A 24,917-nucleotide genomic window follows, 5' to 3' on the forward strand; every position below is an offset into this window, starting at 1 on the left:
TTAATCTGCTATTCATTACCCATTACCCATTACCTATTTGAAAGATTATCTCATAAATGCCCGCGAAGCTGGATAATAGAATAGGGATTGAAATTTTGCTTGTCTTTCATTGGCGGGCTCGGGTGCTTCATCCCATAAACTTTCATAGAAAAAGAACGAAAACCCTAAGCCATTTTGACGCGCCGCTTGTATCTTAGCTTGAATTTGTTGCATCAAGATCGGTCGATTTCTTAAACCCGTTAAAATTCCTACTCCAGTCGGAATTTTTCCCCGCGCCTCTTGAATTTCTGGCTTAATTAATTCTCTAGTAAAACTCGGTAAATCGGGTCGATAAATCTGTACAATTAACTCATCAACTAGATTTTTTTTCACCCAACTAACCCAATCTTGCAGATGACTATTATAAGCAGTATGATAGGGATTGGGAGCAACGGAAAAAATCGCTTTAGGATTTTTCGCTTTCACGGTTTTATTCAATTTTTCCACAAATTCTGTAATTTTATTCGCACGCCAACGCACCCAAGTTGGGTCTTTTGGGTCTTTTGGAGGGAGTGAATTTGTTTGTTGCTGATACAACTTAACCGTATAGGGATCATAACCAAATTCAATCGGTAAACTCAAGTGATCATCAAATTGGATACCATCCCCCTGATATTGAGTCATGACTTCCAAAACTAAATTGGTAATTAATTGTTGTACTTCTGGATGAAAAGGATTTAACCAAACTACCTCTCCGGCGGCGCCTTCCCAGGTTTGAATTCCATCTTGACGGCTGGTTAACCACTGGGGATGATTTAAAGCTAATTCCGAAGATGGTGAGGTCATAAATCCAAATTCAAACCAAGGAATTACTAATAATCCTTTTTGATGACTTAGATTAATTAAATCTGCTAAAATATCTTGTCCCTGTAACCCTTTACGAATAAATGGTTGAAAACCTCCCGATTGAGCAACTCCACTGGGATAAAATACATAACCAGAATTCCAAACTACCGGATAAATCGTATTAAAATTGAGTCTTGCTAGTTGATTAACTGCTTCCTGTAATTTAGCATGATCTCTAACAATATCTGTATCATTTGTTGTCACCCAAACTCCTCGAATTTCTGGAAATATTTTGGGAGTATTCGCAATACCAGGGTGAGCAGATAATAAAACTATTAATCCCAGCCCCAAAATCATCAGAGAAATTGATTTAAGTATTTGTTTTGTGCCTTTTGAAAGACCATATCGCCACGAATTTTTCGCCATGAAACCCAAGTGTATAAGTTTAAAACAGAAATCATCAATTTAGCAGATAACCCTGTATTTTTAGAATATTTTAATAATTTACCAAATTTTAAAGATAATCTTAAGGGTTGTTTATTATTCCCATAATATAGCACAAAACCTGAACTTTAATCAAAGGAGTTAAACATGACCTATGTAGATGGTTTATCTATTGAACAATGGTAAATTAAGTAATAAATAAGCGATCGCACTAATTACCATTTAGAAGGATTATTCTGAACTACTTAATTGTTCAATCATGTCATAAACTTGATTAAGTTGTTCTTCTGTTAAATCCGCTATTTTTTCTTGAATCATTTTTTTTGTAACCATAGTCAATTGCCCAAACAACTATTAATTAGATCATAATCTATAAATCATCTTTTCTTGAAAATCCGTTTACCAGTAACTCCCGTAAACTTCCCATTACAATACAATAACTAAAATCAAGGTATTACAGGAGAACACCCCAACCTATGCTACAAGCCTATCGTCAACACGCCGAAGAACGCGCCCAACTGGGAATTCCGCCCCTTCCCCTCAACGCCGAACAAACCGCCGAACTCTGCGAACTCTTGAAAAACCCGCCGGAGGAGGAGAAAGAATTCTTGATGACACTACTCAGAGACCGTATCCTCCCCGGTGTCGATGAAGCCGCTTATGTCAAAGCCGCCTTTTTAACCGCCATCGCCAAAGACGAAATTACCAGCCCCCTGATATCCCATCAAGGTGCCGTTTCCCTTTTAGGTACAATGGTAGGCGGGTATAACGTCCAATCTTTAATCGACTTACTTAAAGCCCGTGATGAGAATATTGCCGCCGCCGCCGCTACCGCCCTCAGCAAAACGTTGTTAGTCTTCGACGCCTTCCATGATGTTCTGCATTTATCAGAGGTTAACCCCTTTGCTAAACAAGTTATTGACGCTTGGGCGGAAGCAGACTGGTTTATCGGACGTCCGAAACTGCCGAAAACCATTACCGTAACTGTCTTTAAAGTCCCAGGGGAAACCAACACCGATGACCTTTCCCCCGCTACCCACGCCACCACCCGCCCTGACATTCCCTTACACGCCTTAGCTATGTTGGAAAGTCGGATACCGGGAGGGTTAGAAACCATTGCCGAACTGAAGAAAAAAGGGCATTCTGTCGCTTATGTCGGAGATGTGGTTGGTACGGGTTCATCTCGTAAATCGGCGATTAACTCAGTGTTGTGGTATATTGGCAATGATATTCCCTACGTCCCCAATAAACGCTCAGGGGGTTATATTCTGGGGGGAAAAATTGCCCCTATTTTCTTTAATACCGCCGAAGACTCCGGCGCTTTACCCATCGAATGCGATGTTAGTAAACTGAATACTGGGGATGTGATTACTATTTATCCCTATAAAGGAGAAATTACCAACGAAGCCGGAGAGGTGATTTCTACCTTTACCCTCAAACCGGATACTATTTTAGATGAAGTCAGGGCCGGGGGTCGGATTCCCTTATTAATTGGTCGCAGCTTAACCGATAAGACCCGTCAAGCATTAGGTTTAGAACTTTCTAATTTATTTGTACGTCCAACCCCCCTTACTAAGGGGGGATCAAGGGGGGATCAAACCGCAAAAGGCTTTACCCTGGCCCAGAAAATGGTCGGAAAAGCCTGCGGGTTGGCGGGAGTACGTCCGGGGACATCCTGCGAACCGTTGATGACCACAGTAGGTTCCCAGGATACCACAGGCCCGATGACCCGGGATGAACTGAAAGAACTCGCCTGCTTAGGATTTTCGGCTGATTTGGTGATGCAGAGTTTCTGTCACACCGCAGCATACCCCAAGCCCGTTGACATCAAAACCCATCAACAATTACCCGATTTCTTCTCCACTCGGGGCGGTGTAGCCCTGCGTCCGGGGGATGGGATTATTCACTCTTGGTTAAATCGGATGTTGTTACCCGATACGGTGGGAACTGGGGGCGACTCCCACACCCGTTTTCCCCTGGGGATTTCCTTCCCTGCGGGTTCGGGGTTGGTAGCATTTGCCGCAGCACTCGGTGTGATGCCGTTGGATATGCCGGAATCGGTGTTAGTCAGATTTAAAGGAGAATTACAACCGGGTGTTACCCTACGCGATATTGTCAACGCCATTCCTTACGTTGCCATGCAGCAAGGCAAGTTAACGACGGAGAAGGCAAACAAGAAAAATGTTTTCAATGGTCGGATTATGGAAATGGAAGGCTTACCAGATTTAAAGGTGGAACAAGCCTTTGAATTAACCGATGCAACGGCAGAACGTTCCTGTGCTGGGTCTACGATTAAGCTCAGTCAAGAAACTATTGCTGAGTATTTACGTTCCAATGTTGCCCTAATGACTAATATGGTCGCCCGGGGTTATCAAGATGCTAAAACGATGATGCGACGGGTGGCAAAAATGGAACAATGGTTAGCAAATCCGGTGTTAATGGCAGGGGATGAAGATGCCGAATATGCTGATATTATTGAAGTGGATTTGAACCAGATCAAAGAACCCATTGTGGCGGCTCCCAATGACCCCGATAATATTAAGTTAATGTCCGAATGTACGGGAGACAAAATTGATGAGGTGTTCATTGGTTCTTGTATGACGAATATTGGGCATTATCGGGCGGCTGCTAAGATATTAGAAGGGGCGCCAAAAACCAGTGTTCGTCTGTGGATTTGTCCCCCAACTCGCATGGATGAAAAGCAATTGCGGGATGAAGGAATTTATGAGGTTTTTGATGCTGTTGGGGCGAGAACGGAGATGCCGGGATGTTCCCTTTGTATGGGAAATCAGGCGCGAGTTGCTGATGGGGTAACGGTGTTTTCAACCTCGACTCGTAACTTCAATAACCGCATGGGTAAGGATGCGCGAGTCTATTTAGGTTCGGCGGAATTAGCGGCGGTTTGTGCGTTGTTAGGACGAATTCCAACGGTTGAAGAATATCGGGAAATTGTGACTAAGAAAGTTGACCCGTTTGCGGCGGATTTATACCGTTATTTGAACTTTGATCAAATTGCTGGATTTGAAGATGAAGGTCGGGTAATTCCATTAGAAGAAATGCCGAAAATTGAAGATATTTTGGGTATTCCGGCGTTGACCTAACCCCCCTATCCCCCCTTCCGGTGCGAGGGAATGGGGGGATGATCTGGTAGACTTTTGTTGTGATTACAAACAACTATCTTACTCTCTTTTCCTGTAACACAATGATGGAATAATTGTATATACTGGTGTTGTGATCACAAATACTAATCTTGCTCCCCTTTCCTACTCCCTGCTATACTTAGGCCATTGATCCTGCGACAATAAAGTAGTATAGTTTTTAAGTCTTTCTCAAAGAGGTTATCAAGTAATTTTGCCCGAAATTATAGATTATGAAATTAGACGGGAATTATTAAGAGCGAATGCGGCTTATTATTTACTAAATTTAATAGGATAAGGGAGATTTGATGAATGATTCAAACCTTTAAAAATAAAGCTCTTGAAAAACTCTTTCAAGAAAATATTAATAAAGGAGTACCTCATAATTTAGAAAAGAAAATAAGAATTAGATTAGAGGTCATAGATTCAGCATTAATGTTAGAAGATATTAGATTACCAGGTTATGATTTACATGAACTTAAAGGCGATCGCCAAGGAACTTGGTCAATTAAAGTATCAGGAAATTGGCGAATTACCTTTAGCTTTGGGGATGGTGAGGTTTATGATGTCAACCTCGAAGATTATCATTAAAATAGTAAAGTATGTAATTCATCAGGAAGGTTAAATTATGATACAGAAAAGAGACAATTTGATCCAAGATAGACCCGAAAAACCAGTACATCCTGGCGAAGTTATTGCAGATATTTTAGAAGATTTAGCAATTACTCCGACACAATTTGCCGAAATTTTAGGAGTCTCTAATCAAGTTGTTAATGAGATTATTCAAGGTGAACAACCGATTACTGTTGATTTAGCTATTAGAATTGGTAAAGCTTTTGGTAATGGTTATAGACTTTGGTTAAATCTTCAGCAAAAAGTTGATGTTTGGAATGCTTGGCAAATTCATCAACAAGAATATGATCAAGTATTAACTTTAGTTTAATTAAAGTTAATATAGGGCTAAAGCCCAACTACAAACTTTAAAATTTAGTACAATTCATGGAGGTTTGATTATGGTTTTGAATTGGTAATTAATGACAAAAATCTTGATTTTCAAAGATAGTGTTTTGGAAACTCAAAAAACTGAAGAACTGAGGCAGAGCCTCATAGAAAGTATTCCCAAGCTGAGGCCTGGGAGCAAGCAAATATTTATTTCAATTAACTTACTATTTTAGTATATATAATTTCAACAATATCTCTTACCGTTTCTAAAGTCTCTGCTTCTGAGTCATTTATTTCTATATCAAATTCTTCTTCTAACTCGAATATTATATTTATATAATATTGAGAATATTCATCTGTAAATATTGTTGTTTGAAGAATTTTAATAAATAGTTTCTTATCAAAAATTTCATTAGAATCTAATTCATCAAACTCATCACACAAATCATATTCACAACATATTTTATATACTCTAATAAAAATATCTGATTTTGTTTCATCAAAATTTAATTCTGGTGGTAAAGTTTTAAGAAAATCAATATTTTTAATTTGCTTTTCAACTTTTTCAGCTTTAATTCTTATCATTTCAAGACGAGCTTTTTCTTCGGCTTCTCTTAGTTCAGCCTTTATATTTACAATTCGCTGATCTATTATATCTCTAGCAAAAGACATTGAAACTTTATATCCACTTTGACTATGAATTTTACTCACTATATCCCAGACCAATTCATCTTTATTTAACTCGATTTTTTTTAAATCTTCTTGAGAGTTAGTTAATTTTTGATCTAAATATTTATTGATCGCAATTTTTAAAACATGAGACTCATAAGCTTGATCTGAATTATTCATTATAATAATTTAACCTCAAAAATCAACAACATCTATTATAAAACAACATAGTTACTACTGATCACTTTTGTGAGGAAGTTAGGATGCGATCGCTTGTTGTAGGGGATATTGAGGTGCGTTAGCGCAGCTTACCGTAGGTATCCGCTTTTATGGGAAGTTGGGAGTGCGATACTAATTTCTGTTTTTCACTAGGAGATTGTTGTTCACTCGCAACTTCTAACCAACCTTCGATCGCCTCTTTCACCATTTCCATTAAATGTTCGTAACTCTCACCCCAAGTATGACAACCAGGTAACGCCGGAACACTCGCACACCAAACATTATCTTCTTGCCAAACAATTACTTTAATTTTCATATTTTGATTATTTATTAGTACAATTTAACTAATTTTATCACAATCCAATATTAACTGGCTACAGGAGAAGATCCCTTTGCTTTTCTAACTCAGTTCATTTGTTGAAATGCGATCTCGCCTGATAAAATGGATATTATGCTATAATAATATTACCGTTATCAATAATAATATTATGAAAACTAAAGAAATAATTATACAAGAATTAGAACAAATTCCCGCTTCTCAACTTGATGAGGTCTTAGATTTTATCCGTTCTCTCAAGCCAACATTCCAACCCAGAGAGAAACCCTATAAACCGATTTGGGAAGTCGCTGATGATATTATTAAGGATATTCCTGAAGAAGTCTTAAGCCAATTACCTAAAGATGGGGCAGAACATCATGATTTATACCTTTCTAAAAACCTTTATAAAGACTCATGAAAACTATTTTTGTAGATACATTTTATTGGGTAGCTTTAATTAATGTGGCTGACTCATGGCATCATTCTGTTAGAAATTATAGTCAGACTCTCAATAATGTTCAACTGGTGACAACAGAAGAAATATTAACAGAAACGATTAATTTTTTTGCCTCTTTTCCATCCCCGATGAAAAAAAGCAGTTTCTCAGTTAGTTGCCCAAATTATAGCTGATAGTAATATAACGGTTGTACCTCAAAGCCACGAATCTTTCACGGCAGGTTTGGCGTTATTTAATAAACGATTCGATACAGGATATAGTTTAACAGATTGTATTTCTATGGTGACAATGAAGCAACTCAATATCACTGAAGTTTTAACCCATGATAAGCATTTTCAACAAGAAGGTTTGATAATTTTGTTTAAAGATAGTTGAATAGATGCGATCGCACCTTTCCCTAATATTCTTATCAAAACAGCGATCGCTTTTTTCACGATTTCCATGTAATGTAGGAATACTCCCATGCCAAACATGATAGAGTCCTTTAGGACTCACTACATAGTAGTAAGCCCTGAAGGGATTAATCAGAGTCCTAAAGGACTCACTACGAAATTAATCATTGAAATGCTTAATAATTGCATCAGCAAATTCTGAACATTTCAAGGGTTCAACCGGGGGTTCCATTAACCGAGCTAAATCATAAGTGACTTCTTGATTAGCGATCGCTCCACTTAACCCTTTTTTAATCAAATCAGCGGCTTCTTGCCAACCCATATATTCTAACATCATCACCCCCGATAGAATCAGAGATCCTGGGTTAACCCGATCCAGTCCGGCGTGTTTGGGTGCAGTGCCATGGGTTGCCTCAAAAATAGCACATTCATCGCCAATATTTGCCCCTGGGCCCATGCCTAAACCTCCGACCATGGCGGCAGCCGCATCGGATAAATAATCCCCGTTTAAGTTCATCGTAGCCAGGATAGAATACTCATCGGGACGGGTTTGAATCTGTTGGAAAATACTATCGGCAATCCGGTCATTGACCATAATTTTTTCCTTCCATTTCCCATTACCGTGAGTTTCCCAAATGGTATTAAGAACTCCTTCCACTTCTTGAGAAATCTCCGCTTTTTTCTCAGGAGTTAGGGAATCATAACCTGGGTCAATCATCTTGGCATTATCTTCAATGGAAAGATCGGGATTTTTTTCTTTATTCCCTAAAATCCAAGATTCCCGTTCGGTGATACATTCATTACGAAATTCCGTAGTTGCCAGTTCATAACCCCAATCTCGGAAGGCTCCTTCGGTATATTTCATAATATTACCTTTATGCACCAGCGTCACCATTTGTTTATTTTTAGGTAGACGCAATGCTTGATAAATAGCCCGACGAACTAACCGTTGAGATCCGGTTTTACTAATGGGTTTAATTCCAATTCCCGAATCCAGGCGAATTTGTTTTTTCCCATGTTCAGGAGTCGCCGGAATTAACTCCGTATTCAGAAAATTAATTAATTTTTCCGCAATTTCGGTTCCCTGACGCCATTCAATTCCTAAATAAATATCTTCGGTATTTTCCCGATAGATAATCACATCTAATTTTTCTGGGGTTTTGTGGGGGGAAGGGGTTCCAGTGTAATATTTACACGGACGTACACAGGCATACAGATCATGAATTTGTCGTAATGCCACATTTAAAGACCGAATCCCGCCTCCGATGGGAGTAGTTAAAGGCCCTTTGATGGCGACACCATATTCCCTGATGGCGGTGGTGGTGTCTTCCGGTAAATATTGATAAGTGCCGTAGAGTTCGCAGGCTTCGTCCCCGGCGTAGACTTTAAACCAACTAATTTTACGTTGATCTCCGTAGGAGGCTGCAATAGCCACGTCTAAAACTTTCTCGGTAGCGGGCCAGAGGTCAATCCCTGTACCATCTCCCCGAATGAACGGAATAATCGGATTATTCGGGACAATGGGTTCGCCATTGTTGAAGGTAACTTTCTCGCCTGTGGTCGGTGGAGTGATTTTGTCGTACATATTCCTAAGAGGTGGAAAATAAATTTTCCCTATTTTGTCATGATTGTTTACACCGATTCCCATTATCGACTAAAAAATTTTAGTTTTTCTGTTAAAATTGGCACAAGTATTCTGAATATTTATATTATCCTAGGGGACTTAGGCAGGCACACTATATATGGTGTGCAGCAAGCCATCAAAAAAGAAAGGTAATTGTTAGAGTTATCGACTCCTCTGTAATTAACGATTGATTTAACTGAGGATCAGTATTTTTTGGTGGAATTACGTTCAGGAAGTGATGCTTTAAAACCCTTACAAAATAAAATGAAAGAATATCAAGAAAATGGGGCGAAATTATGCTGGCTAATTGATCTAAAAAATAAACAAGTTGAAATTTATCGTCCTGATCAAGAAGTAGAAATTCAGGAAAATCCTACAACATTATCCGGGGAAATATTCTACCCAGATTTATCTCGGATTTAACATCTATCTGGTAAAATGTAGTAAGCCATTCAGGGCTTCCATACTCAAATTAATATTAATTTAGGGAGCATGAAAACAGAAGCAGCACTGGCAATTTTAGCAAATCACACAGAAGAATTAAAAGATTTGAGAGCGATCGCGGGGATAAGACATAAACACCACCTTTCAGTTTCGGGTTTCGGGTCAGTGTTCTTGATATAATCCCTTCTCAGTAATATTGGAAACGGAAAGGGAAATCATGTCAGATTGGAAAGTTATTGAGGGTGGGGTGACTGCCCCTAGAGGGTATCGGGCTTCGGGAATTACTGCGGGATTGAAAGCATCGGGATTACCGGATTTAGCTTTAATTGTCTCTGATGTAGATGCGATCGCCGCCGGGGTATTTACCACCAGTCAAGTTAGAGCCTCCTGTGTTGATTATTGCCGTCAACAACTACAAACCAAACCCAGTGCCAAAGCCATTTTATGTAATTCAGGACAGGCTAATGCCGCGACAGGAGCCGCGGGTTGGACGGATGCGGTAGACTCGGCCCAAGCCCTAGCCCAAGTCCTCAATATTGCACCGGAATCGATTTTACTGGCTTCTACTGGAGTCATCGGTCAACGGATTAAAATGGATATCCTCAAGGCTGGGATTCCCAAGTTAGTTGAGGAATTGTCAGAGAATGGTAACGCGGCCGTGGCTAAGGCGATCATGACTACGGATTTAGTCCCGAAAACCATTGCCTTAGAAACCATGTTTGGGGATCGTCCCGTGAGAGTGGGGGGAATTTGTAAAGGTTCGGGGATGATTCACCCCAATATGGCAACTATGTTAGCTTTTGTCACCTGCGATGCGGTGGTTTCTCCTGCCCTCTGGCAAGAAATGTTAAGTCGTGCGGCTAACCGGAGTTTTAATCAAGTTACTGTGGATGGCGATACGAGTACGAATGATTGTTTAATTGCTTTGGCAAATGGGGCGTCTCGGACTCCAGCGATTACGGCTATGGGGCCAGAAGCGGAAAAATTAGAAGGAATGTTAACGGCCGTTTGTGAATATTTGGCCAAAGCGATCGCCCGGGATGGGGAAGGGGCAACCTGTTTAATTGAAGTTCAAGTTTCGGGGGCAGAAGATGAAGCCTCGGCTTGTAAAGTGGCTAAAACCATTGTAGGTTCTTCTTTGGTGAAGTCCGCCATTTTTGGTCATGATCCCAACTGGGGACGAATTGCGGCGGCTGCTGGCCGGGCGGGAGTCCATTTTGATCAGAATGATTTAGAAATCCAATTAGGGGATTTTGTTTTAATGCAGCAGGGTCAACCCCTACCTTTTGATCGGAATGCGGCTAATGAGTATTTAAAACAAGCCAAAACAGGAGAATATCTCAAAGAAGATACTGTATTAATTTCAGTTAAAATCGGTAATGGCTCCGGTGTGGGTAAAGCCTGGGGATGTGATTTAAGTTATGACTATGTAAAAATTAACGCTGAATACACCACTTAATCAGTGATCAAGTATCCGCATCATCAGTTATCAGTTTATTTCCTGTTCCCTGTTGCCTATTCCCTGTTCCTTCACAAAAAACACAGGTTTCTTCCCGTTGAATTTCCCCGGAACAATCTCGAATTTCTGTATAGCCTTTTCCCTGACAATGGGGACAGATTTGATCAATGATTTTATTTTTTTTCATAAGATTAAGCCCTGAAGGGCTTACTACGGTTTAATTATTCGTTCCTACCATGGGAAAGGATAATTGATTGAATTGAGTTATTTTTTCGGAAGTGGATTTTAAGGGGGTTTGATTTAAACTATCAAAAATATAGCGGGAAATTTTAGGGAAAACCTGTTCATTTTTTGAATAGGCGGGATCATCTCCAAATACGGCTAACACATAAATTGCTTTATCGTTTAAGGTTCTAACAAAGGCGACTTCTTGACGAGAACGACTGGTATAACCGACTTTAGAAGCATAGTAAATATCGGGAGGTAAGGATTCTCCTAAAAATCCAGCAACGGAGTTATAATCAATATTTTTCCAGGCTTTTGGGTTTAAATCACGGGTTAATAAATATGCCATTTTGGTACTAGCTAAGGGAGAAATAGCTTGTTTTGTGTAGATTTCATACATTAATCGGGCTGTTTGGTCGGTGGTGACGAAATTTCCTTTGGAATAGGCGGGATTTTCTCGTAATTGTAAATCTCGACCTGTGGGTTCTTCTCCTATCCCAGTAATTGGATAATTTTTAGTGGTTAAATTAATTCCAGTATAACCGGATTTCTCAAAGAATTGATTAACTTGACTGCGTTTTTCTACCCATTTATCTAATTCTGATTTGTCTAATTTTTCTCCTGATTCGGTTTTGGTAATCGCATCAACAATGCGGCTGGCTGAATCATTATCGGAAATTCGCAACATCTGGGATAGGTCGGTATAAAAGGGGGATTCCTTGGGAATATATCCTTTTTCTGCATAGCCAAAAAATTGAACCATCCAAAATAATTTGGCAACACTGGCGGGAAATCTGAGTTTAGTATTGTTATATCCGGCGATGTTATGGGTAGCAGATTTACTAACATCAATTAATGTAATAGATAGGGATTCTGTGGGTAATCCTTGGTTTTTGGCAATATCAACTGCACCATCAATAATAGTTTGTAAGTCTTGATTGGGGGCTAAATTAGGAGGAGTTTTAATATTATAAACTACGGTTTTATCGGTTTCGGTCGCCGCTGGGGCAGAAATGGTAATATTCTGAGTTTGGGGTTGCGGTTTTGCAGGTGGAAATAATAGCTTTAACAGTGCTCCGACTGTCCAATTAACGGTTAGTAATAGGGCAATTAAAAATATAATTCGAGGGTAGTTTAATTTGGCTAATCTATGAGGTGTTCTAGTCCCTACTCTAACAGGCGATCGCCTTAAAGAACGATTAGGAACAGTAGAATTTCTAACGGAACGACGACGTTGGGTAATATAAGCCATATTAGAGACAATAGGAAAATAAATCTAGGATAGCAGAAGTGGGCATTCATCCCAACAACGAAGTTTTTTAAGTTAACGATAATTATACCAACATATTTATTCCTCCACATCGGGTAAAGTTAAAGCAATTTGATAGATTTGACGACGGGGTAAGGAGGTAGCGTCTGCGAGTTGGCGACTGGCTTGAGAACGGGTAATCCCTTGTTGGAGTAGACATTGGAGTTCGGCCTTAATTTGATCTTCGGTGATCACGGTTGGGGTTTCGGTGACACCCGCAATAACTAATGTTAGTTCACCTTTGGGGTTGTGATCTTGATAGTATTGTACTGCATTTTCCAAGGTTCCTCGCCAAAATTGTTCATGGATTTTTGTTAATTCCCGTGCAATTACAATAGACCGTTTTGAGCCTAAAATTAGAGCTAAATCTTCTAAGGTTTCCACAAGACGATGGGGTGCTTCATATAAAATCAGGGTGCGAGATTCGGTTTGTAAAGCGCTTAAACGCTGTTGACGTTCTTTGTTTTTGGTAGGTAAAAACCCTTCAAAAATAAATCGATCTGTGGGAAGTCCCGCCGCACTTAAAGCTGTTATACTAGCACTAACTCCCGGAATCGGAATTACAGCAATATTTGCTTCAATACAAGCCTTAATTAGTTCATATCCGGGGTCAGAAATTCCTGGCATTCCCGCATCCGTAACCAAGGCAATTGTATGTCCCTGACTCAGAGATTCCACCAAACTCGGAATCCGGCGTTGTTGATTATGTTCATGGTAACTGAGTTGGGGAGTTTTAATCTCAAAATGGTGTAATAGCTTGCCCGTATGACGGGTATCTTCGGCGGCAATCCAATCGACACTTTGTAAAATTTTTATCGCCCGCAAGGTGATATCTTCTAGGTTCCCAATGGGAGTTCCTACAATATAAAGGGTTCCAGCTTGATTGGTCATCTTAAATTTAAGGCTCTACAGAAATATAAATGTGATATAAAATACACTTATTCAAGGATAATATCAGATATCCTTGAGAGTTGACACAACTACTTTATAGTTGTTATGCCCTTTATTTAAAAATACAAGAAAACATATAATTTCTTAGAGTTTTGATTTGAATTTGGTTTAAATAATCCCATGGTTAAAGGTTTATTTGTTGGATTGATTACACTCGATTTGATTTATTCCATTACTCAATATCCCCAGGAAAATCAAAAAATTGTTGCTTCTGATTATACCGTTGCAGCCGGAGGGCCAGCGACTAATGCCGCCGTTACTTTTAATAGTTTAGGCAACCAATCCATACTATTAGGTGGATTAGGAAGCCATGACCTAACTCAACTAATTAGAAAAGATTTACAACAATATTCTGTTAATATTATAGACTTAGATTCAACTCGTTTAGAAGCACCTCCTGTTTCATCTATTATGGTAAATAATACCACCGGAGAGCGCACCGTTATCTCAATTAATGCTACAAAATCTCAAATCTCAAACCACTCAAATTTATCCCAATATTTAGACAATATTGATATTATTTTAATCGACGGTCATCAAATTCCCATCAGCCAAAGTTTAATTCAACAGGCAAAAATCAAACAAATTCCTATTATTTTAGATGGCGGAAGTTGGAAAACAGGCTTAGAAACTATTTTACCAGATATTGACTATGCCATTTGTTCTAATAATTTTTATCCGCCCGATTGTCAAACCTCTGAAGATGTTTTTGCCTATCTTCAAGCTATGAATATTCCTAATATTGCCATTACCCAAGGAGAAAAACCGATTCAATATATTAGTCTCAAAGCAGGAAACGGTAGTATCCCCATTCCCACGATTCAATCAGTTGATACTTTAGGTGCGGGAGATATTTTTCATGGAGCATTTTGCCATTTTATTCTATCTGAAAACTTCCCCAACGCCCTAGCTAACTCCGCTCACATTGCATCTCAATCTTGCCTACATTTCGGTACTAGAAAATGGATTGAATGCTTAAATAATCACTAATTCTTGTAGACAACTGAGAATAATTAGGATATAATTAAAATATATTCTTACTTCCGGTTTTCACGAGTCAGATTTTTATTAAAATCTCTTATTATTAATATGACTGATATTCAACCCTTAAAAATAACCCTTCCCCCCTTACAAATTACCTTAAATGATCGCCAACAAGTCAGCTTGCAATGGCTTCCTCAATCCCCTGTAACAGAGTCTCCTCAACATCCTCAACCCCCGGAAATTCCTGAACCTCCTCCGCTTCCTGATGGTTGGAAAAAATGGATTGCAGCTAATAAGTTTCTGCATAAATCCGATGATGCCTTAATTGAATGTATGGTTAAAAATGGGATTGATGTTAAGTTGGCCGTTGAGGAAGTCACAAACCTCGCTAACCAACCCTATTTTCAAGCCGCACAGGAGGTTTTACAAAAGCTAGAAAAATTAGAATCTATTCTACAAATTCAAAACCAATTATCAGCTCTAGGATCTAATTATAATAGTATTCCTCGGATTCCGTTTCTATCCAAAGATGAATTTTTAGACCAATATTATTCCCAAAATAAACCCGTTATTTTAACAGGTATCATGAAAAATTGGGAAGCAATGGAACGATGGACACCAGACTATTTAAAAGAAAATTATGGCAATGTTAGTATTCAAGTCCAGGGAAATCGTGACTCCGACCCGAATTATGAAATTAATTTAGAACAGCATCGAAAAACGATGTTATTTGGAGATTATATTGATTGGGTAGTGCGGGCGGGAGAAACCAATGATTACTATATGGTTGCCAACAATAACACCCTGAATCGTGAAGAAATGCAGGGACTTTTTGAGGATATGGAGGTATTTCCCGAATATTTAGACCCAGCACAAACAGTGGGAAAAACGTTTTTCTGGTTTGGTTCAGCCGGAACTGTTACACCCTTACATCATGATACCATTAATATCTTTTTAGCTCAAGTTTCTGGGCGAAAATTAATTAAAATGATTTCCCCTGAACAGACCCCATTTATTTATAATAATATCGGGGTATTTAGTCCCATTGATCCGGCAAATCCTGACTATAATCGTTATCCATTATATCGAAATGTTCGATCTATTGATGTGATCTTACACCCTGGGGAAGTGATTTTTCTTCCTGTGGGATGGTGGCATTATGTTAAAGGTTTAGAAATGAGTATTTCCGTTTCTTTTATTAATTTTAAATTTCCTAATGATTATGATTGGAAAAACCCATCCGGAGTAAATAGTTATCAGTAAACAGTTATCAGTTATCAGTGGTTAGACGTGGCAAGGGCGCAGCTATTAGCGGGTCTTTACCCATTATCTTAGTAAATAAAAAATGCAAGCCTTAACTATTACACTGATAACTAATAACTGATAACTGATTACTGATTACTGATTATCCCCCGACGATAGATTTCCTTAGCATAATCTGTCCAGGTGCCCTGTCCCCAATAGCGAAAACAACTGGTTTGTAATAACAAATTGTACAATAGTGCTTGTTGATAGTGAGATTCCTTAGTAATATTTGGGTTTTCTTTAACTAGAGAATCATACTTTTGATGAAAGGCAATACTTAATTGTTTCATAGGTTCTAACACATTTTCATAACCTTGAACCCAACTTAAATTATTTGTCCATGATGCACCTTCCATTTGAAATTGGTGATCGGTTTGTTTTAAAATTGCGATCGCTTCTTCTACAGATTCTCGATGATTTAAGAGGGGCTTAAGCCCAACAACTGGATCAACTTTTTGCCAAATTTTATGCTGCTGAACCGCTTGACAAGTCGGATAATCTTCTGGGTTCACCCCCGCCGCTTCTAATATTTCTAAATATTCGGTTCCATTCATTGCCACCACCCCATTATTTTGATCCCGCAATTCATAGAAAATCCGCAAGAAATCACGAGGATATTCATTCATCATCACCCCGCCATTTTCTCCATCAGCAATTTGTGAAACTAACGGCGGAATATTAACCCCAGAAATAGATTGTTTTTCCTTGGTTTTGGCTTCAAAATAGGGCTGCATTTGGGCAACTAATTTAGTATCCGATCCCTGAGTTTTAATTAAAGCAATCATACTCAAGGTTTCCCCCTTAGAATTGCGGGCAATTAAACGATTAGGAATATATTTTTGGTCGTGGGGTAATCCCAAACCCTCTAAAGTTTCGACAGAATGTTCCTGAACCAATAACCAACGATAACCGCAGGCTTTCAAGGCTTTAATATACTCATATAAAGTATCAGGATGATTGGGTAAGTGCATTTCTGGAGGAGAAAAACCCTTGACTCGCTGTAAAGCATCTTCTCCAAAAATACTGGCAAAATGATGTTGCCAAGCTTGAATTTGGAGTAAAATATCAGGAATAGGAGTCGAAGGAATTACCCCATGACTCCACATAGTTCCCAACCATTCTACATAGGGTTGATATTTTGGATCACAGGTAATTTTTTTCAGATCATTGAGAATATCATCCCGGCCCATTTGGCGTAATCCCCATAACAAATTCCCCGAATAATCCAACATAATTCGAGGATTACACCCTTGGGATATTAATTGAGGAATAAATTCTCCCATCCGACGATAACACCAAGCAAAAACTTCCGCATTATGATTATCTCCCTCTTGGGGATGTTCAAACATATATTGTAGATTGCTGATTAATTCCCCATTAACGCCCCCTGGAATAGTGGGTTGATGAAAATGTAACCCACAGGCAAAACCGGCTTTAATTTGATCTAACTTTAAATTAGTTTGAGACAAAAATATAGGATGATTATGATTAACTAAGGCTTGAATTTCAGCTTCCCAGCCACAAAAATTAGGAAGACCAGAACGCAAGTCTTCTAAAATAGGTAAAGGAGCCAAAAGGTTAGATTTTGTCATAAAACTAAATCTTGAGCAATTGCCAGATAATAAAAATACAAATTTCATTATACTCTTAAATACAGATCCTAAAAAAACTTTTGATACTCTGCAATATTCCGTCAGACTTGAGTAATCTGTTTAATCCGTATTCGATTTCACAAAGTGGGGGTTTTAATTTTGACAATAAAACGTTATAATTAAATCACCAGTTATCAGTTACCAGTTTAAGAATTAATAAATTAACTGTATACTCTTTAACTGATTACTGATTACTGATTGGGTATGACTATTAATTTTGGACGAGAAATTTGCGGTGATTTACCGAGTTCAGAAACACGAGAATGGTTAGTTACCAATGGCATCGGCGGCTATGCTTCGGGAACAATAGCAGGCTTACTGACACGCCGTTATCATGGTTTATTAGTAGCGGCTTTAAACCCCCCATTAGGACGGACTTTATTAGTCACAAAAATAGACGAAATTGTAGAATATCACGAACAAACTTATCCCCTTTATACAAATCGTTGGAGAGGCGGTGCAATTAATGGTTATGGACATTATCATATTGAAAAATTTTACCTAGAACGTACCATACCCACCTGGAAATTTGCCTGCGCCGATGCCATCCTAGAAAAACGAATTTGGATGCAGCCAGAAGCTAATATTACTTATGTTCGCTATAACTTAACCCGCGCCTCTGGGCCAATTACCCTTAGGCTTAAAGCCCTAGTCAATCATCGAGATTATCATAGCGATACCCATGCTGGGAATTGGAAAATGCAAGTGGAAGCGGTGGAAAACGGGGTTTGTGTCACCGCCTTTCCCCAGGCTACTCCCTTCTATTTATTAACGGATCGGGCGACGGTACAACCTACCCATCAATGGTGTTATAACTTTGATTTATCTAAGGAACGCGATCGCGGCCTCATGGATCACGAAGATCACCTCCATATTGCCACCTTTACCGCCACCTTGCATCCTGGGGAATCCATAATTTTTGTCGCAAGTACCGAAGCTAACCCCAGTTTAAACGGGGAAGCCGCCCTAGAAGTCCGTCGTAGCTACGAACGCAAATTATTAGGATTTTGGCAAGATAGCTGTCCAGTCAATATTAGGGAAGTACCCGAAGGGTTACAACAGTTAGTATTTGCGGCCGATCAATTTGTGGTTAATCGGGGTACTCCTGAAAATCCGATCGGTAAAACCATTATTGCTGGATATCCCTGGTTTGGGGATTGGGGACGGGACACCATGATTAGCTTACCCGGTATTACCATCACCACCGGACGCCTCCAAATTACCCGTGCCATCCTCTATACCTACTCCAAGTATGTGAAGGAAGGAATGTTGCCCAACCGTTTCCCCGACGTCGGAGAAACCCCGGACTATAATACCGTTGATGCGACCCTGTGGTATTTTGAGGCGATTCGTCAATATTATGACCTCACCGAAGATATTGATATTGTCGAAAATTTATTTCCTGTTCTAGCCGATATTATTCAATATCACTGTCGTGGAACTCGCTATAATATTCACCTCGATCCCGCCGATGGTTTACTATACGCGGGGGAACAGGGATCGCAGTTAACCTGGATGGATGCCAAAATCGGCGACTGGGTTGTAACTCCCCGCATCGGAAAACCCGTGGAAATTAACGCCCTTTGGTATAACGCCCTACGAATTATGGGGAAATTTGCCCGTCAAATTGGCAGACCCTATCAAGAATATGATGCCCTGGCTGATCGCGCCTTAGCTCGGTTTGAACGGTTCTGGAATCCTGAACTGGGCTATTGTTATGACATCATTGATGGGATTTATGGCGACGATGCTTCCCTACGCCCCAATCAAATTTTTGCCGTTTCCCTCCCCCATAGCGCCCTATCCCACGAACAACAAAAAGCCATCGTTGAAACCTGCGGACGATTTTTGTTAACATCATCAGGATTGCGATCGCTGGCCCCGAATCATTTGCACTATCGGGGATATTATGAGGGAAATCCAGTACAACGAGATAGTGCTTATCATCAAGGAACGGTTTGGGCTTGGCTTTTAGGGCCCTTTGTCATCGCCCATTTACGGGTGTTTCAAAATCCCAATCTTGCCCGCAGTTTCCTAGAGCCAATGGTCAACCACCTGACCACGGGGGGACTGGGAACAATTAGCGAAATTTTTGATGGTAACGCCCCGATGCACCCCCGGGGTTGTATTGCCCAAGCCTGGTCGGTGGGAGAAATTCTCCGGGCTTGGTTAGCCACAGAACGTTAGATCAAAGGTTGTGGAAAACCATGGGTTTAAAGGCGGTTCTATTTGATTTTAATGGAATTATTATTAATGATGAGTCCATTCATGAACGACTCATTGCCGAACTTTTGTTGACAGAAAACCTCCGTTCCCAACCTGATGAAATTCGCAAATTTTCTTTGGGAAGGAGCGATCGCGCCTGTTTAACCGACCTATTAACCTATCGAGATCGCGCTGTTACTAATGCCTATTTAGATCAGTTAATTGAACGTAAATCTATTAGCTATCGCAATTATTTAGAACAATTAGCACAACTGCCCCTCTATCCAGGTTTGGAGAAATTGCTCCAACAGTTACAAGCGGCGGATCTGAAATTAGGAATTGTCACCGGGGCGTTATGGGCGGAAGTGGAATTGGTGTTAACTCGTAGTGGCTTGAAAGATTATTTTCCAATTATTGTGGCCGGGGATGAGATTACCCTAAGTAAACCTGAACCGGAAGGCTATTTGTTAGGCCTGCAACGATTAAATCAGGCTTACCCTCACCTAAATTTACAGCCATCGGAATGTCTAGCCATAGAGGATACCTGCGTGGGGATCATGGCGGCGAGGCGGGCCGGAATGCAAGTTATCGGTGTCGCCCATACCTATCCCCTGCATATCCTGCAACGCTGGGCAAATTGGGCCGTTGATCAGTTCAGTGATCTGGAATTGGAGCGGATGCAAAAAATATTTTTACAGGAACCTTTGCAATCTCAGGTTTAGTTATGTTAGGATAATATATTGGAGTCAAAGGTCATTCCTCACACTTTGATCCTTTGACTCGCACCAGGGGAATTAGCTCAGTTGGTAGAGTGCTGCGATCGCACCGCAGAGGTCAGGGGTTCGAATCCCCTATTCTCCATTATTCTCGTTGGTATGCTAGGATCAACGCCAATCAAGTCCAGCTTGAAGTTTTATAATACTGCCTGCCACATCTATTCTTTGATTGATCGTTATCTCAAATACTGACATTTTTAAATCTAAATGAAAGTCATCACTTTTTTCAATGTTTTGATCAATATAGGGTCAGTCAATGGCTAACTTTGAGTTTAGGAATAGCTTGTACCATCCCTTCCGATGAAATCTCCCCCTATGCCTTAATTGGGGCTGCGGATCAAGCCTTGTATCTAGCTAAACAGCAGGGACGCGCCTGCTATTATTGTGTTCAGGAAATGGCGGCTATCTAAAATTTTCCACCCTAGGGGAGTATCGTTTTTGAGGCCGTTATGATAAAATACTGTTGTGATGAAATTTTGGGGACTGAGCGCTCTGTTGAACTGAAAGGGGGAGAGCGCTCTTTATTCTTGTGATCTTAGGGAATTACGAATGGGTAATAGGTAATAGGTAATGGGTAATAGAAAGAGTTTACCTCCCCTGCTCCCCCTGCTCCTCTATTTAGGATTGCTATAGTTTTCTTCTAGGGCTTTTAACAATATTTCTCCTATTTGCTGACAACCGACTAATTTCATCCCCTCAGACATAATATCACCAGTCCGATATCCCCAATCTAAGACTTTTAAAACCGCATTTTCTAGTTTATCCGCCGCCACGGGTTGATCTAAACCATAGCGTAACATCATCGCCGCGCTAAGGACTTGGGCAAGGGGATTAGCCTTATCCTGTCCCGCAATATCGGGGGCTGAACCATGAACGGGTTCAAACACCCCAGGGCCAGATTCCCCCAAACTAGCAGACGGTAACATCCCGATACTTCCAGTTAACATAGCCGCAGCATCGGAGAGAATATCACCAAATAAATTCCCCGTCACGATCGTATCAAACTGTTTCGGGGCGCGAACTAACTGCATAGCCGCGTTATCAACATACAAATGAGATAGTTCAATATCGGGGTATTCAGAGGCAAGCAAGATAATCCGATCTCGCCATAACTGAGACACATCTAAGACATTTGCCTTATCCACAGAACAAAGTCTCCCCCGACGTTTCCGGGCGGTTTCAAATCCGACACGGCCAATCCGATCAATCTCAGATTCGGTATAGGCCATCGTATTAACACCCCGTTTTTCCCCGGTTTCCGTCTGAAAAATGCCCTTGGGTTGTCCAAAATAAATCCCCCCAGTAAGTTCGCGGACAACCATAATATCTACCCCTTCCACCACTTCTTTTTTCAAAGAAGAAGTATCAATTAAATGAGGCAAAATGGTAGCGGGACGCAAATTAGCAAATAATTTTAATCCAGCGCGTAACCCTAATAACCCGGTTTCTGGCCGTTGATGGCGGGGTAAATTGTCCCATTTGTATCCGCCAATCGCCGCTAACAGCACCGCATCACTCTTGAGACAATGTTCTAAGGTTTCTGGGGGAAGGGGTTCTCCGGTGGCGTCAATGGCAGCCCCTCCCATCAATGCTTGGTGAAAATCGAAAGTAATATTCAGTTGGTTGCCAACGACTTTTAACGCATCGACCGCCACCGCTATAATTTCAGGGCCGATTCCATCGCCAGGAAGGAGAGTAATGCGGTAGTTTTGACTCATAATCCTAAGAAAACAAAACAGACTAGTTTAGACGAGGGTGAACCGGGTTAGCGATCGCCCAGCCTCCAAATATAGCATTCTTTTATGAAAAAATATCATGTTTAGTTTAAAATAGGAAGTGGGAAATTAAACATTTTTAGACAAGAGATTTTAGAACTCGACCAATAACGGAATTAAACCAGTTAAGGAGGACAAGAATATGGCCTATCAAAAAATTTTAGTATCAATTGATCGAACTCCCCCAGCAGAGTTTGTTTTTGATCAAGCTTTACAACTAGCCAAACTGTACGAAAGTCAGTTAAAGCTGTTTCATTGTATTAGTGTATCACCGATGATTTTGGGTTCTCCGGGGGATTTATATGGTCAACGGTTAAACCAAGTCGCACAAATTCAACATGAATTAATTGAAAAAGAAATTAATCAAGTCTCTGGGTGGTTAGCCACCTTTGTTAGTTATGCTCAACAGCAGGGAGTTTCTATTGAAACGGAATATCAAGTGGGAGAAGCGGGATATTGGATACGAGAAATGACTAAAAAATGGGGTGCTGATTTAGTGATTGTGGGCAGACGCAACCGTTCAGAATTGGCAGAATTGTTTTTAGGGAGTGTGAGTAATTATGTGGTTCATCATGTCAAATGTTCCGTATTAGTTGTACAGCAACCTGAAGATTAAAAGAATTAATTTTAATTGATTGTAGAGACGAGCCACGGCGCGTCTCTTTTTCTATTTCTCTTTTTCTATTTCTCCTATTCGTGGGGTTCTCCAAATAGAATCATCGAACAAGGAAGTTGATGAATTACTGCACTGGTGACGCTACTGACTTCCAAACCTCCGGCGGTGCGGCGACGTTGCGATCGCAATATAATCAGATCAATCTGTTGGGTTTCTGATAAAATTACAGCAGACACATTATTAGAAGAAATAATTTTCAGATCCGATTGAACTTTGGGGCCAGCATTGTGTAAAATCTGATTGAGTTCACCTTGAATTGTGGCAATTTGTTCCGGTTGAGCTTGAGCCGAACAAACGTGCAATACCGTAATTTTTGCTTGGTTAGTATCGGCTAAAAGTTGAGCAAAACGAATCGTGCGAATAGTTTGTACGGTTAAGGTTTTAACAGGAACTAAAATTGTTTTAATCGCCAGAGGCTCTTTTAATAAGTCCATGACTGCGACCGGACAATGACTAGACCAAAATACACTGTCAATCAGATTTCCAAATAGTCGGGTTCTCAATCCCGTATTTTGACTCCATCCCATAATAATTAGACTGGCATTTTGTTCACAAGCCGTGCGCACAATTCCCGTTGCCACATCACTATCAATTCTAACTTGTGGCTTGGTTTCTACATTAAATTCCCGCCCAACTTTTAAGGCTTGATTCAGCAGGATTCGACTATTAATTAATGCTAATTGTAATTTCGGTTCATCCAAATGAATCTGGGCTTGGGTTGCAATTGATAGCGGAATAATTCCCCCCGATTCATGACGAGCGATTAACGCTGCCATTTCAATTAAATAGCGTTCTGTATTGGGGTTAGAAACCGGAACAACAACCCTAAAGGGAGAGGCAGATTCAGCGATAGAAACTTGAGAGCGATTTTCCCACCATAATAGGGATTCAGAGGTTTCTAATAAGGGAATAGTCAAGCGTAATTTCGGGGCGAATTTCTGGGTTAATAATGGCCCTAAAGTGGAAGTAACAACCATCATCACAATCACACTATTAAAAATAGCTTCTGTGAGTAATCCCACTTGTAAACCGACTAAGGTAGCAGCTAAGGTGGCAGCAACTTGGGGTAGAGATAATGACCACATCACCATGGTTTCATCCCAGTTATAACGATAAAGTTTTTTGGCAATCCAGGCGGCAATAAATTTACTCCCAATTAATCCTAAAACAATAGATAAGGTTAGTTCCGAACTATTGATGAGGGTAGAAATAAAAACCGGAACATTTAATAATAGTCCCATAGCTACAAAGAAAAAGGGAATAAATAATACGCTCCCCAGAAATTCCACTTTTTCTTTAACCGGGCTATTTCCCACCACTTCATTAATGGCTAATCCGGCTAAAAATGCTCCCACAATCATATCTACTTTAATAATTTGCGCTCCCACAGACGCCACAAATAAAACCATTAGAACAAATAGAAATTGATTACTTTCATCATCTCCCGTACGTTGGAAATAGATTTTTCCCAAACGACTAAATCCCAATAAAACAATCGCTGAATAAATTCCTAATAATGAAAATTGCCAAATTAATCCCTGGAAAGTAAACTCACCCGCATTAATTGAAACACAAATGGCTAAGACAAATAAAGCACTAATATCAGTAAAGACAGTTGCCCCAATGGTAACCACAACCGCTTCCGCTTCCACTAATCCCAACCGTTGAATAATGGGATAACCAATGGGAGTATGGGAGGATAAAATAGAACCCATTAAAATAGCAGAATTAAGCCCAAATCCAAAGGCAAAAGCCACTAACATCCCAGTGATGAGGGGAACAATAAATGTCGCTAATCCAAAGCCAAGAGAACGATGTTTATTTTTATGAAATTGTTCAAGATCAATTTCTAATCCCGCTACAAATAGTAAATAAACTTTACCAATATCTGAAAACAGTTTCATCGTTTCAGAAGTGGGTTCTAATAAATGTAATCCATTGGGCCCTAAAGCGACTCCTGCGATTAATAATCCGACGAGTCCCGGTAATCTTAATCGTTCAAACCAAGGAGGAATCGCCAGGGAAACTAATAATAAAATTGTGAAGGAAACAATTGGGCTATCAGGAAGCCAATTCAGGAATTGAGACATAAGTATTCAGTATTAGACATTCTAGCGACTGCTATACC

24 protein-coding genes and 1 tRNA gene are annotated in these 24,917 nt (G+C 40.0%); 15 read left to right on the top strand and 10 right to left on the bottom strand.

The genetic code is table 11. The features are described from left to right. Positions 1 to 45: 45 nt before the first annotated feature. Entirely contained in the window at positions 46 to 1,251 is a 1,206-nt protein-coding gene (locus NMG88_RS00105) for a glycoside hydrolase family 10-like protein (RefSeq protein WP_042156719.1), read from the bottom strand. Positions 1,252 to 1,745: 494 nt separating this feature from the next. On the opposite strand from NMG88_RS00105, the gene acnB reads away from it, so the two are divergent. The 3 genes from acnB to NMG88_RS00120 all read left to right on the top strand — a co-directional run bounded on the left by acnB (position 1,746) and on the right by NMG88_RS00120 (position 5,349). Then, the gene (acnB, locus tag NMG88_RS00110) at positions 1,746 to 4,370 is read left to right on the top strand and encodes a bifunctional aconitate hydratase 2/2-methylisocitrate dehydratase (RefSeq protein WP_042156720.1); all 2,625 of its coding nucleotides are present in this window, start codon (positions 1,746 to 1,748) and stop codon (positions 4,368 to 4,370) included. A gap of 348 nt (positions 4,371 to 4,718) precedes the next feature. Next, positions 4,719 to 4,997 (top strand): type II toxin-antitoxin system RelE/ParE family toxin, encoded by a 279-nt coding sequence (locus NMG88_RS00115; RefSeq protein ID WP_042156721.1) that lies wholly within the window; start codon positions 4,719 to 4,721, stop codon positions 4,995 to 4,997. A 37-nt stretch (positions 4,998 to 5,034) separates the two neighbouring features. After that, positions 5,035 to 5,349 carry a HigA family addiction module antitoxin gene (locus tag NMG88_RS00120; protein ID WP_235759345.1) on the top strand — a complete coding sequence of 105 codons (315 nt, stop codon included), beginning with the start codon at positions 5,035 to 5,037 and terminating at the stop codon, positions 5,347 to 5,349. Positions 5,350 to 5,564: 215 nt separating this feature from the next. On the opposite strand, the gene NMG88_RS00125 is transcribed toward NMG88_RS00120, so the two are convergent. Together NMG88_RS00125 and NMG88_RS00130 are read right to left on the bottom strand one after the other, a co-directional pair. After that, entirely contained in the window at positions 5,565 to 6,197 is a 633-nt protein-coding gene (locus tag NMG88_RS00125; protein WP_254034973.1) for an acyl carrier protein, read from the bottom strand. Between the two features lie 118 nt (positions 6,198 to 6,315). Then, positions 6,316 to 6,552 carry a type II toxin-antitoxin system HicB family antitoxin gene (locus NMG88_RS00130; RefSeq protein ID WP_254034974.1) on the bottom strand — a complete coding sequence of 79 codons (237 nt, stop codon included), beginning with the start codon at positions 6,550 to 6,552 and terminating at the stop codon, positions 6,316 to 6,318. A gap of 172 nt (positions 6,553 to 6,724) precedes the next feature. On the opposite strand from NMG88_RS00130, the gene NMG88_RS00135 reads away from it, so the two are divergent. The 3 genes from NMG88_RS00135 to NMG88_RS22630 are packed head-to-tail and all read left to right on the top strand — an operon-like array spanning position 6,725 to position 7,387. Further along, entirely contained in the window at positions 6,725 to 6,973 is a 249-nt protein-coding gene (locus NMG88_RS00135) for a DUF2281 domain-containing protein (RefSeq protein ID WP_227364693.1), read from the top strand. Further along, positions 6,970 to 7,185: a hypothetical protein gene (locus tag NMG88_RS00140; RefSeq protein ID WP_227364694.1), complete on the top strand. Its 216-nt coding sequence runs from the start codon at positions 6,970 to 6,972 to the stop codon at positions 7,183 to 7,185. The genes NMG88_RS00135 and NMG88_RS00140 overlap by 4 nt, the downstream gene beginning before the upstream one ends. 7 nt (positions 7,186 to 7,192) lie before the next feature. Continuing rightward, a complete protein-coding gene (locus tag NMG88_RS22630) occupies positions 7,193 to 7,387 on the top strand; it encodes a type II toxin-antitoxin system VapC family toxin (protein WP_367187061.1) in 195 nt (64 codons plus the stop codon). A gap of 177 nt (positions 7,388 to 7,564) precedes the next feature. Here NMG88_RS22630 and NMG88_RS00145 read toward each other — a convergent pair whose 3' ends face one another. Then, on the bottom strand, positions 7,565 to 8,989 hold the full coding sequence (locus tag NMG88_RS00145) for an NADP-dependent isocitrate dehydrogenase (RefSeq protein WP_254034975.1): 1,425 nt from the start codon (positions 8,987 to 8,989) through the stop codon (positions 7,565 to 7,567). Positions 8,990 to 9,244: 255 nt separating this feature from the next. On the opposite strand from NMG88_RS00145, the gene NMG88_RS00150 reads away from it, so the two are divergent. Further along, the gene (locus tag NMG88_RS00150; RefSeq protein WP_423213073.1) at positions 9,245 to 9,451 is read left to right on the top strand and encodes a Uma2 family endonuclease; all 207 of its coding nucleotides are present in this window, start codon (positions 9,245 to 9,247) and stop codon (positions 9,449 to 9,451) included. Positions 9,452 to 9,689: 238 nt separating this feature from the next. Next, positions 9,690 to 10,931 (top strand): bifunctional ornithine acetyltransferase/N-acetylglutamate synthase, encoded by a 1,242-nt coding sequence (argJ, locus tag NMG88_RS00155; RefSeq protein ID WP_254034976.1) that lies wholly within the window; start codon positions 9,690 to 9,692, stop codon positions 10,929 to 10,931. 7 nt (positions 10,932 to 10,938) lie between these two features. Here argJ and NMG88_RS00160 read toward each other — a convergent pair whose 3' ends face one another. The 3 genes from NMG88_RS00160 to rsmI form a co-directional block, all read right to left on the bottom strand. Next, the gene (locus NMG88_RS00160; RefSeq protein WP_042156730.1) at positions 10,939 to 11,118 is read right to left on the bottom strand and encodes a hypothetical protein; all 180 of its coding nucleotides are present in this window, start codon (positions 11,116 to 11,118) and stop codon (positions 10,939 to 10,941) included. A 30-nt stretch (positions 11,119 to 11,148) separates the two neighbouring features. Further along, positions 11,149 to 12,408 (bottom strand): serine hydrolase, encoded by a 1,260-nt coding sequence (locus NMG88_RS00165; RefSeq protein ID WP_254034977.1) that lies wholly within the window; start codon positions 12,406 to 12,408, stop codon positions 11,149 to 11,151. Positions 12,409 to 12,504: 96 nt separating this feature from the next. After that, complete coding sequence (rsmI, locus tag NMG88_RS00170; protein WP_026787398.1) at positions 12,505 to 13,356, bottom strand: 16S rRNA (cytidine(1402)-2'-O)-methyltransferase; 852 nt, start codon at positions 13,354 to 13,356, stop codon at positions 12,505 to 12,507. A gap of 180 nt (positions 13,357 to 13,536) precedes the next feature. Here rsmI and NMG88_RS00175 point away from each other — a divergent pair, with 180 nt between their 5' ends. Beyond that, entirely contained in the window at positions 13,537 to 14,406 is an 870-nt protein-coding gene (locus NMG88_RS00175; RefSeq protein ID WP_254034571.1) for a sugar kinase, read from the top strand. A gap of 99 nt (positions 14,407 to 14,505) precedes the next feature. Continuing rightward, positions 14,506 to 15,663 carry a cupin-like domain-containing protein gene (locus NMG88_RS00180; RefSeq protein ID WP_042156733.1) on the top strand — a complete coding sequence of 386 codons (1,158 nt, stop codon included), beginning with the start codon at positions 14,506 to 14,508 and terminating at the stop codon, positions 15,661 to 15,663. Positions 15,664 to 15,791: 128 nt separating this feature from the next. Here NMG88_RS00180 and NMG88_RS00185 read toward each other — a convergent pair whose 3' ends face one another. Continuing rightward, positions 15,792 to 17,297: a glycosyl hydrolase family 57 gene (locus tag NMG88_RS00185; RefSeq protein ID WP_254034978.1), complete on the bottom strand. Its 1,506-nt coding sequence runs from the start codon at positions 17,295 to 17,297 to the stop codon at positions 15,792 to 15,794. Positions 17,298 to 17,561: 264 nt separating this feature from the next. Between NMG88_RS00185 and NMG88_RS00190 the strand changes: the two genes are divergently transcribed. The 4 genes from NMG88_RS00190 (at position 17,562) to NMG88_RS22430 (ending at position 20,748) form a co-directional block, all read left to right on the top strand. Further along, entirely contained in the window at positions 17,562 to 19,544 is a 1,983-nt protein-coding gene (locus NMG88_RS00190) for an amylo-alpha-1,6-glucosidase (protein WP_254033644.1), read from the top strand. Positions 19,545 to 19,564: 20 nt separating this feature from the next. After that, entirely contained in the window at positions 19,565 to 20,284 is a 720-nt protein-coding gene (locus NMG88_RS00195; protein ID WP_042156735.1) for an HAD family hydrolase, read from the top strand. Between the two features lie 66 nt (positions 20,285 to 20,350). Beyond that, positions 20,351 to 20,423: transfer RNA gene (locus NMG88_RS00200), tRNA-Ala, on the top strand. A gap of 103 nt (positions 20,424 to 20,526) precedes the next feature. Then, positions 20,527 to 20,748 (top strand): diguanylate cyclase domain-containing protein, encoded by a 222-nt coding sequence (locus NMG88_RS22430; RefSeq protein WP_227351541.1) that lies wholly within the window; start codon positions 20,527 to 20,529, stop codon positions 20,746 to 20,748. Positions 20,749 to 20,952: 204 nt separating this feature from the next. Here the strand turns inward: NMG88_RS22430 and leuB are convergent, their stop codons facing one another. Continuing rightward, entirely contained in the window at positions 20,953 to 22,056 is a 1,104-nt protein-coding gene (gene leuB, locus NMG88_RS00210; RefSeq protein WP_042156736.1) for a 3-isopropylmalate dehydrogenase, read from the bottom strand. A 199-nt stretch (positions 22,057 to 22,255) separates the two neighbouring features. Here leuB and NMG88_RS00215 point away from each other — a divergent pair, with 199 nt between their 5' ends. Continuing rightward, entirely contained in the window at positions 22,256 to 22,729 is a 474-nt protein-coding gene (locus tag NMG88_RS00215) for a universal stress protein (RefSeq protein ID WP_227351369.1), read from the top strand. Between the two features lie 74 nt (positions 22,730 to 22,803). On the opposite strand, the gene NMG88_RS00220 is transcribed toward NMG88_RS00215, so the two are convergent. Beyond that, entirely contained in the window at positions 22,804 to 24,879 is a 2,076-nt protein-coding gene (locus NMG88_RS00220; RefSeq protein ID WP_254034979.1) for a cation:proton antiporter domain-containing protein, read from the bottom strand. Positions 24,880 to 24,917: the final 38 nt, after the last annotated feature.

The organism is Planktothrix agardhii (assembly GCF_904830935.1).
GTDB classification, from domain to species: domain Bacteria; phylum Cyanobacteriota; class Cyanobacteriia; order Cyanobacteriales; family Microcoleaceae; genus Planktothrix; species Planktothrix agardhii.

Excerpts from the sequence above, each read along its gene's own strand:
- NMG88_RS00105 (WP_042156719.1), bottom strand. The coding sequence starts at position 1,251 with ATGGCGAAAAATTCGTGGCGATATGGTCTTTCAAAAGGCACAAAACAA.
- acnB (WP_042156720.1), top strand. The coding sequence starts at position 1,746 with ATGCTACAAGCCTATCGTCAACACGCCGAAGAACGCGCCCAACTGGGA.
- NMG88_RS00115 (WP_042156721.1), top strand. The coding sequence starts at position 4,719 with ATGATTCAAACCTTTAAAAATAAAGCTCTTGAAAAACTCTTTCAAGAA.
- NMG88_RS00120 (WP_235759345.1), top strand. The coding sequence starts at position 5,035 with ATGATACAGAAAAGAGACAATTTGATCCAAGATAGACCCGAAAAACCA.
- NMG88_RS00125 (WP_254034973.1), bottom strand. The coding sequence starts at position 6,197 with ATGAATAATTCAGATCAAGCTTATGAGTCTCATGTTTTAAAAATTGCG.
- NMG88_RS00130 (WP_254034974.1), bottom strand. The coding sequence starts at position 6,552 with ATGAAAATTAAAGTAATTGTTTGGCAAGAAGATAATGTTTGGTGTGCG.
- NMG88_RS00135 (WP_227364693.1), top strand. The coding sequence starts at position 6,725 with ATGAAAACTAAAGAAATAATTATACAAGAATTAGAACAAATTCCCGCT.
- NMG88_RS00140 (WP_227364694.1), top strand. The coding sequence starts at position 6,970 with ATGAAAACTATTTTTGTAGATACATTTTATTGGGTAGCTTTAATTAAT.
- NMG88_RS00145 (WP_254034975.1), bottom strand. The coding sequence starts at position 8,989 with ATGTACGACAAAATCACTCCACCGACCACAGGCGAGAAAGTTACCTTC.
- argJ (WP_254034976.1), top strand. The coding sequence starts at position 9,690 with ATGTCAGATTGGAAAGTTATTGAGGGTGGGGTGACTGCCCCTAGAGGG.
- NMG88_RS00160 (WP_042156730.1), bottom strand. The coding sequence starts at position 11,118 with ATGAAAAAAAATAAAATCATTGATCAAATCTGTCCCCATTGTCAGGGA.
- NMG88_RS00165 (WP_254034977.1), bottom strand. The coding sequence starts at position 12,408 with ATGGCTTATATTACCCAACGTCGTCGTTCCGTTAGAAATTCTACTGTT.
- rsmI (WP_026787398.1), bottom strand. The coding sequence starts at position 13,356 with ATGACCAATCAAGCTGGAACCCTTTATATTGTAGGAACTCCCATTGGG.
- NMG88_RS00175 (WP_254034571.1), top strand. The coding sequence starts at position 13,537 with ATGGTTAAAGGTTTATTTGTTGGATTGATTACACTCGATTTGATTTAT.
- NMG88_RS00180 (WP_042156733.1), top strand. The coding sequence starts at position 14,506 with ATGACTGATATTCAACCCTTAAAAATAACCCTTCCCCCCTTACAAATT.
- NMG88_RS00185 (WP_254034978.1), bottom strand. The coding sequence starts at position 17,297 with ATGACAAAATCTAACCTTTTGGCTCCTTTACCTATTTTAGAAGACTTG.
- NMG88_RS00190 (WP_254033644.1), top strand. The coding sequence starts at position 17,562 with ATGACTATTAATTTTGGACGAGAAATTTGCGGTGATTTACCGAGTTCA.
- NMG88_RS00195 (WP_042156735.1), top strand. The coding sequence starts at position 19,565 with ATGGGTTTAAAGGCGGTTCTATTTGATTTTAATGGAATTATTATTAAT.
- leuB (WP_042156736.1), bottom strand. The coding sequence starts at position 22,056 with ATGAGTCAAAACTACCGCATTACTCTCCTTCCTGGCGATGGAATCGGC.
- NMG88_RS00215 (WP_227351369.1), top strand. The coding sequence starts at position 22,256 with ATGGCCTATCAAAAAATTTTAGTATCAATTGATCGAACTCCCCCAGCA.
- NMG88_RS00220 (WP_254034979.1), bottom strand. The coding sequence starts at position 24,879 with ATGTCTCAATTCCTGAATTGGCTTCCTGATAGCCCAATTGTTTCCTTC.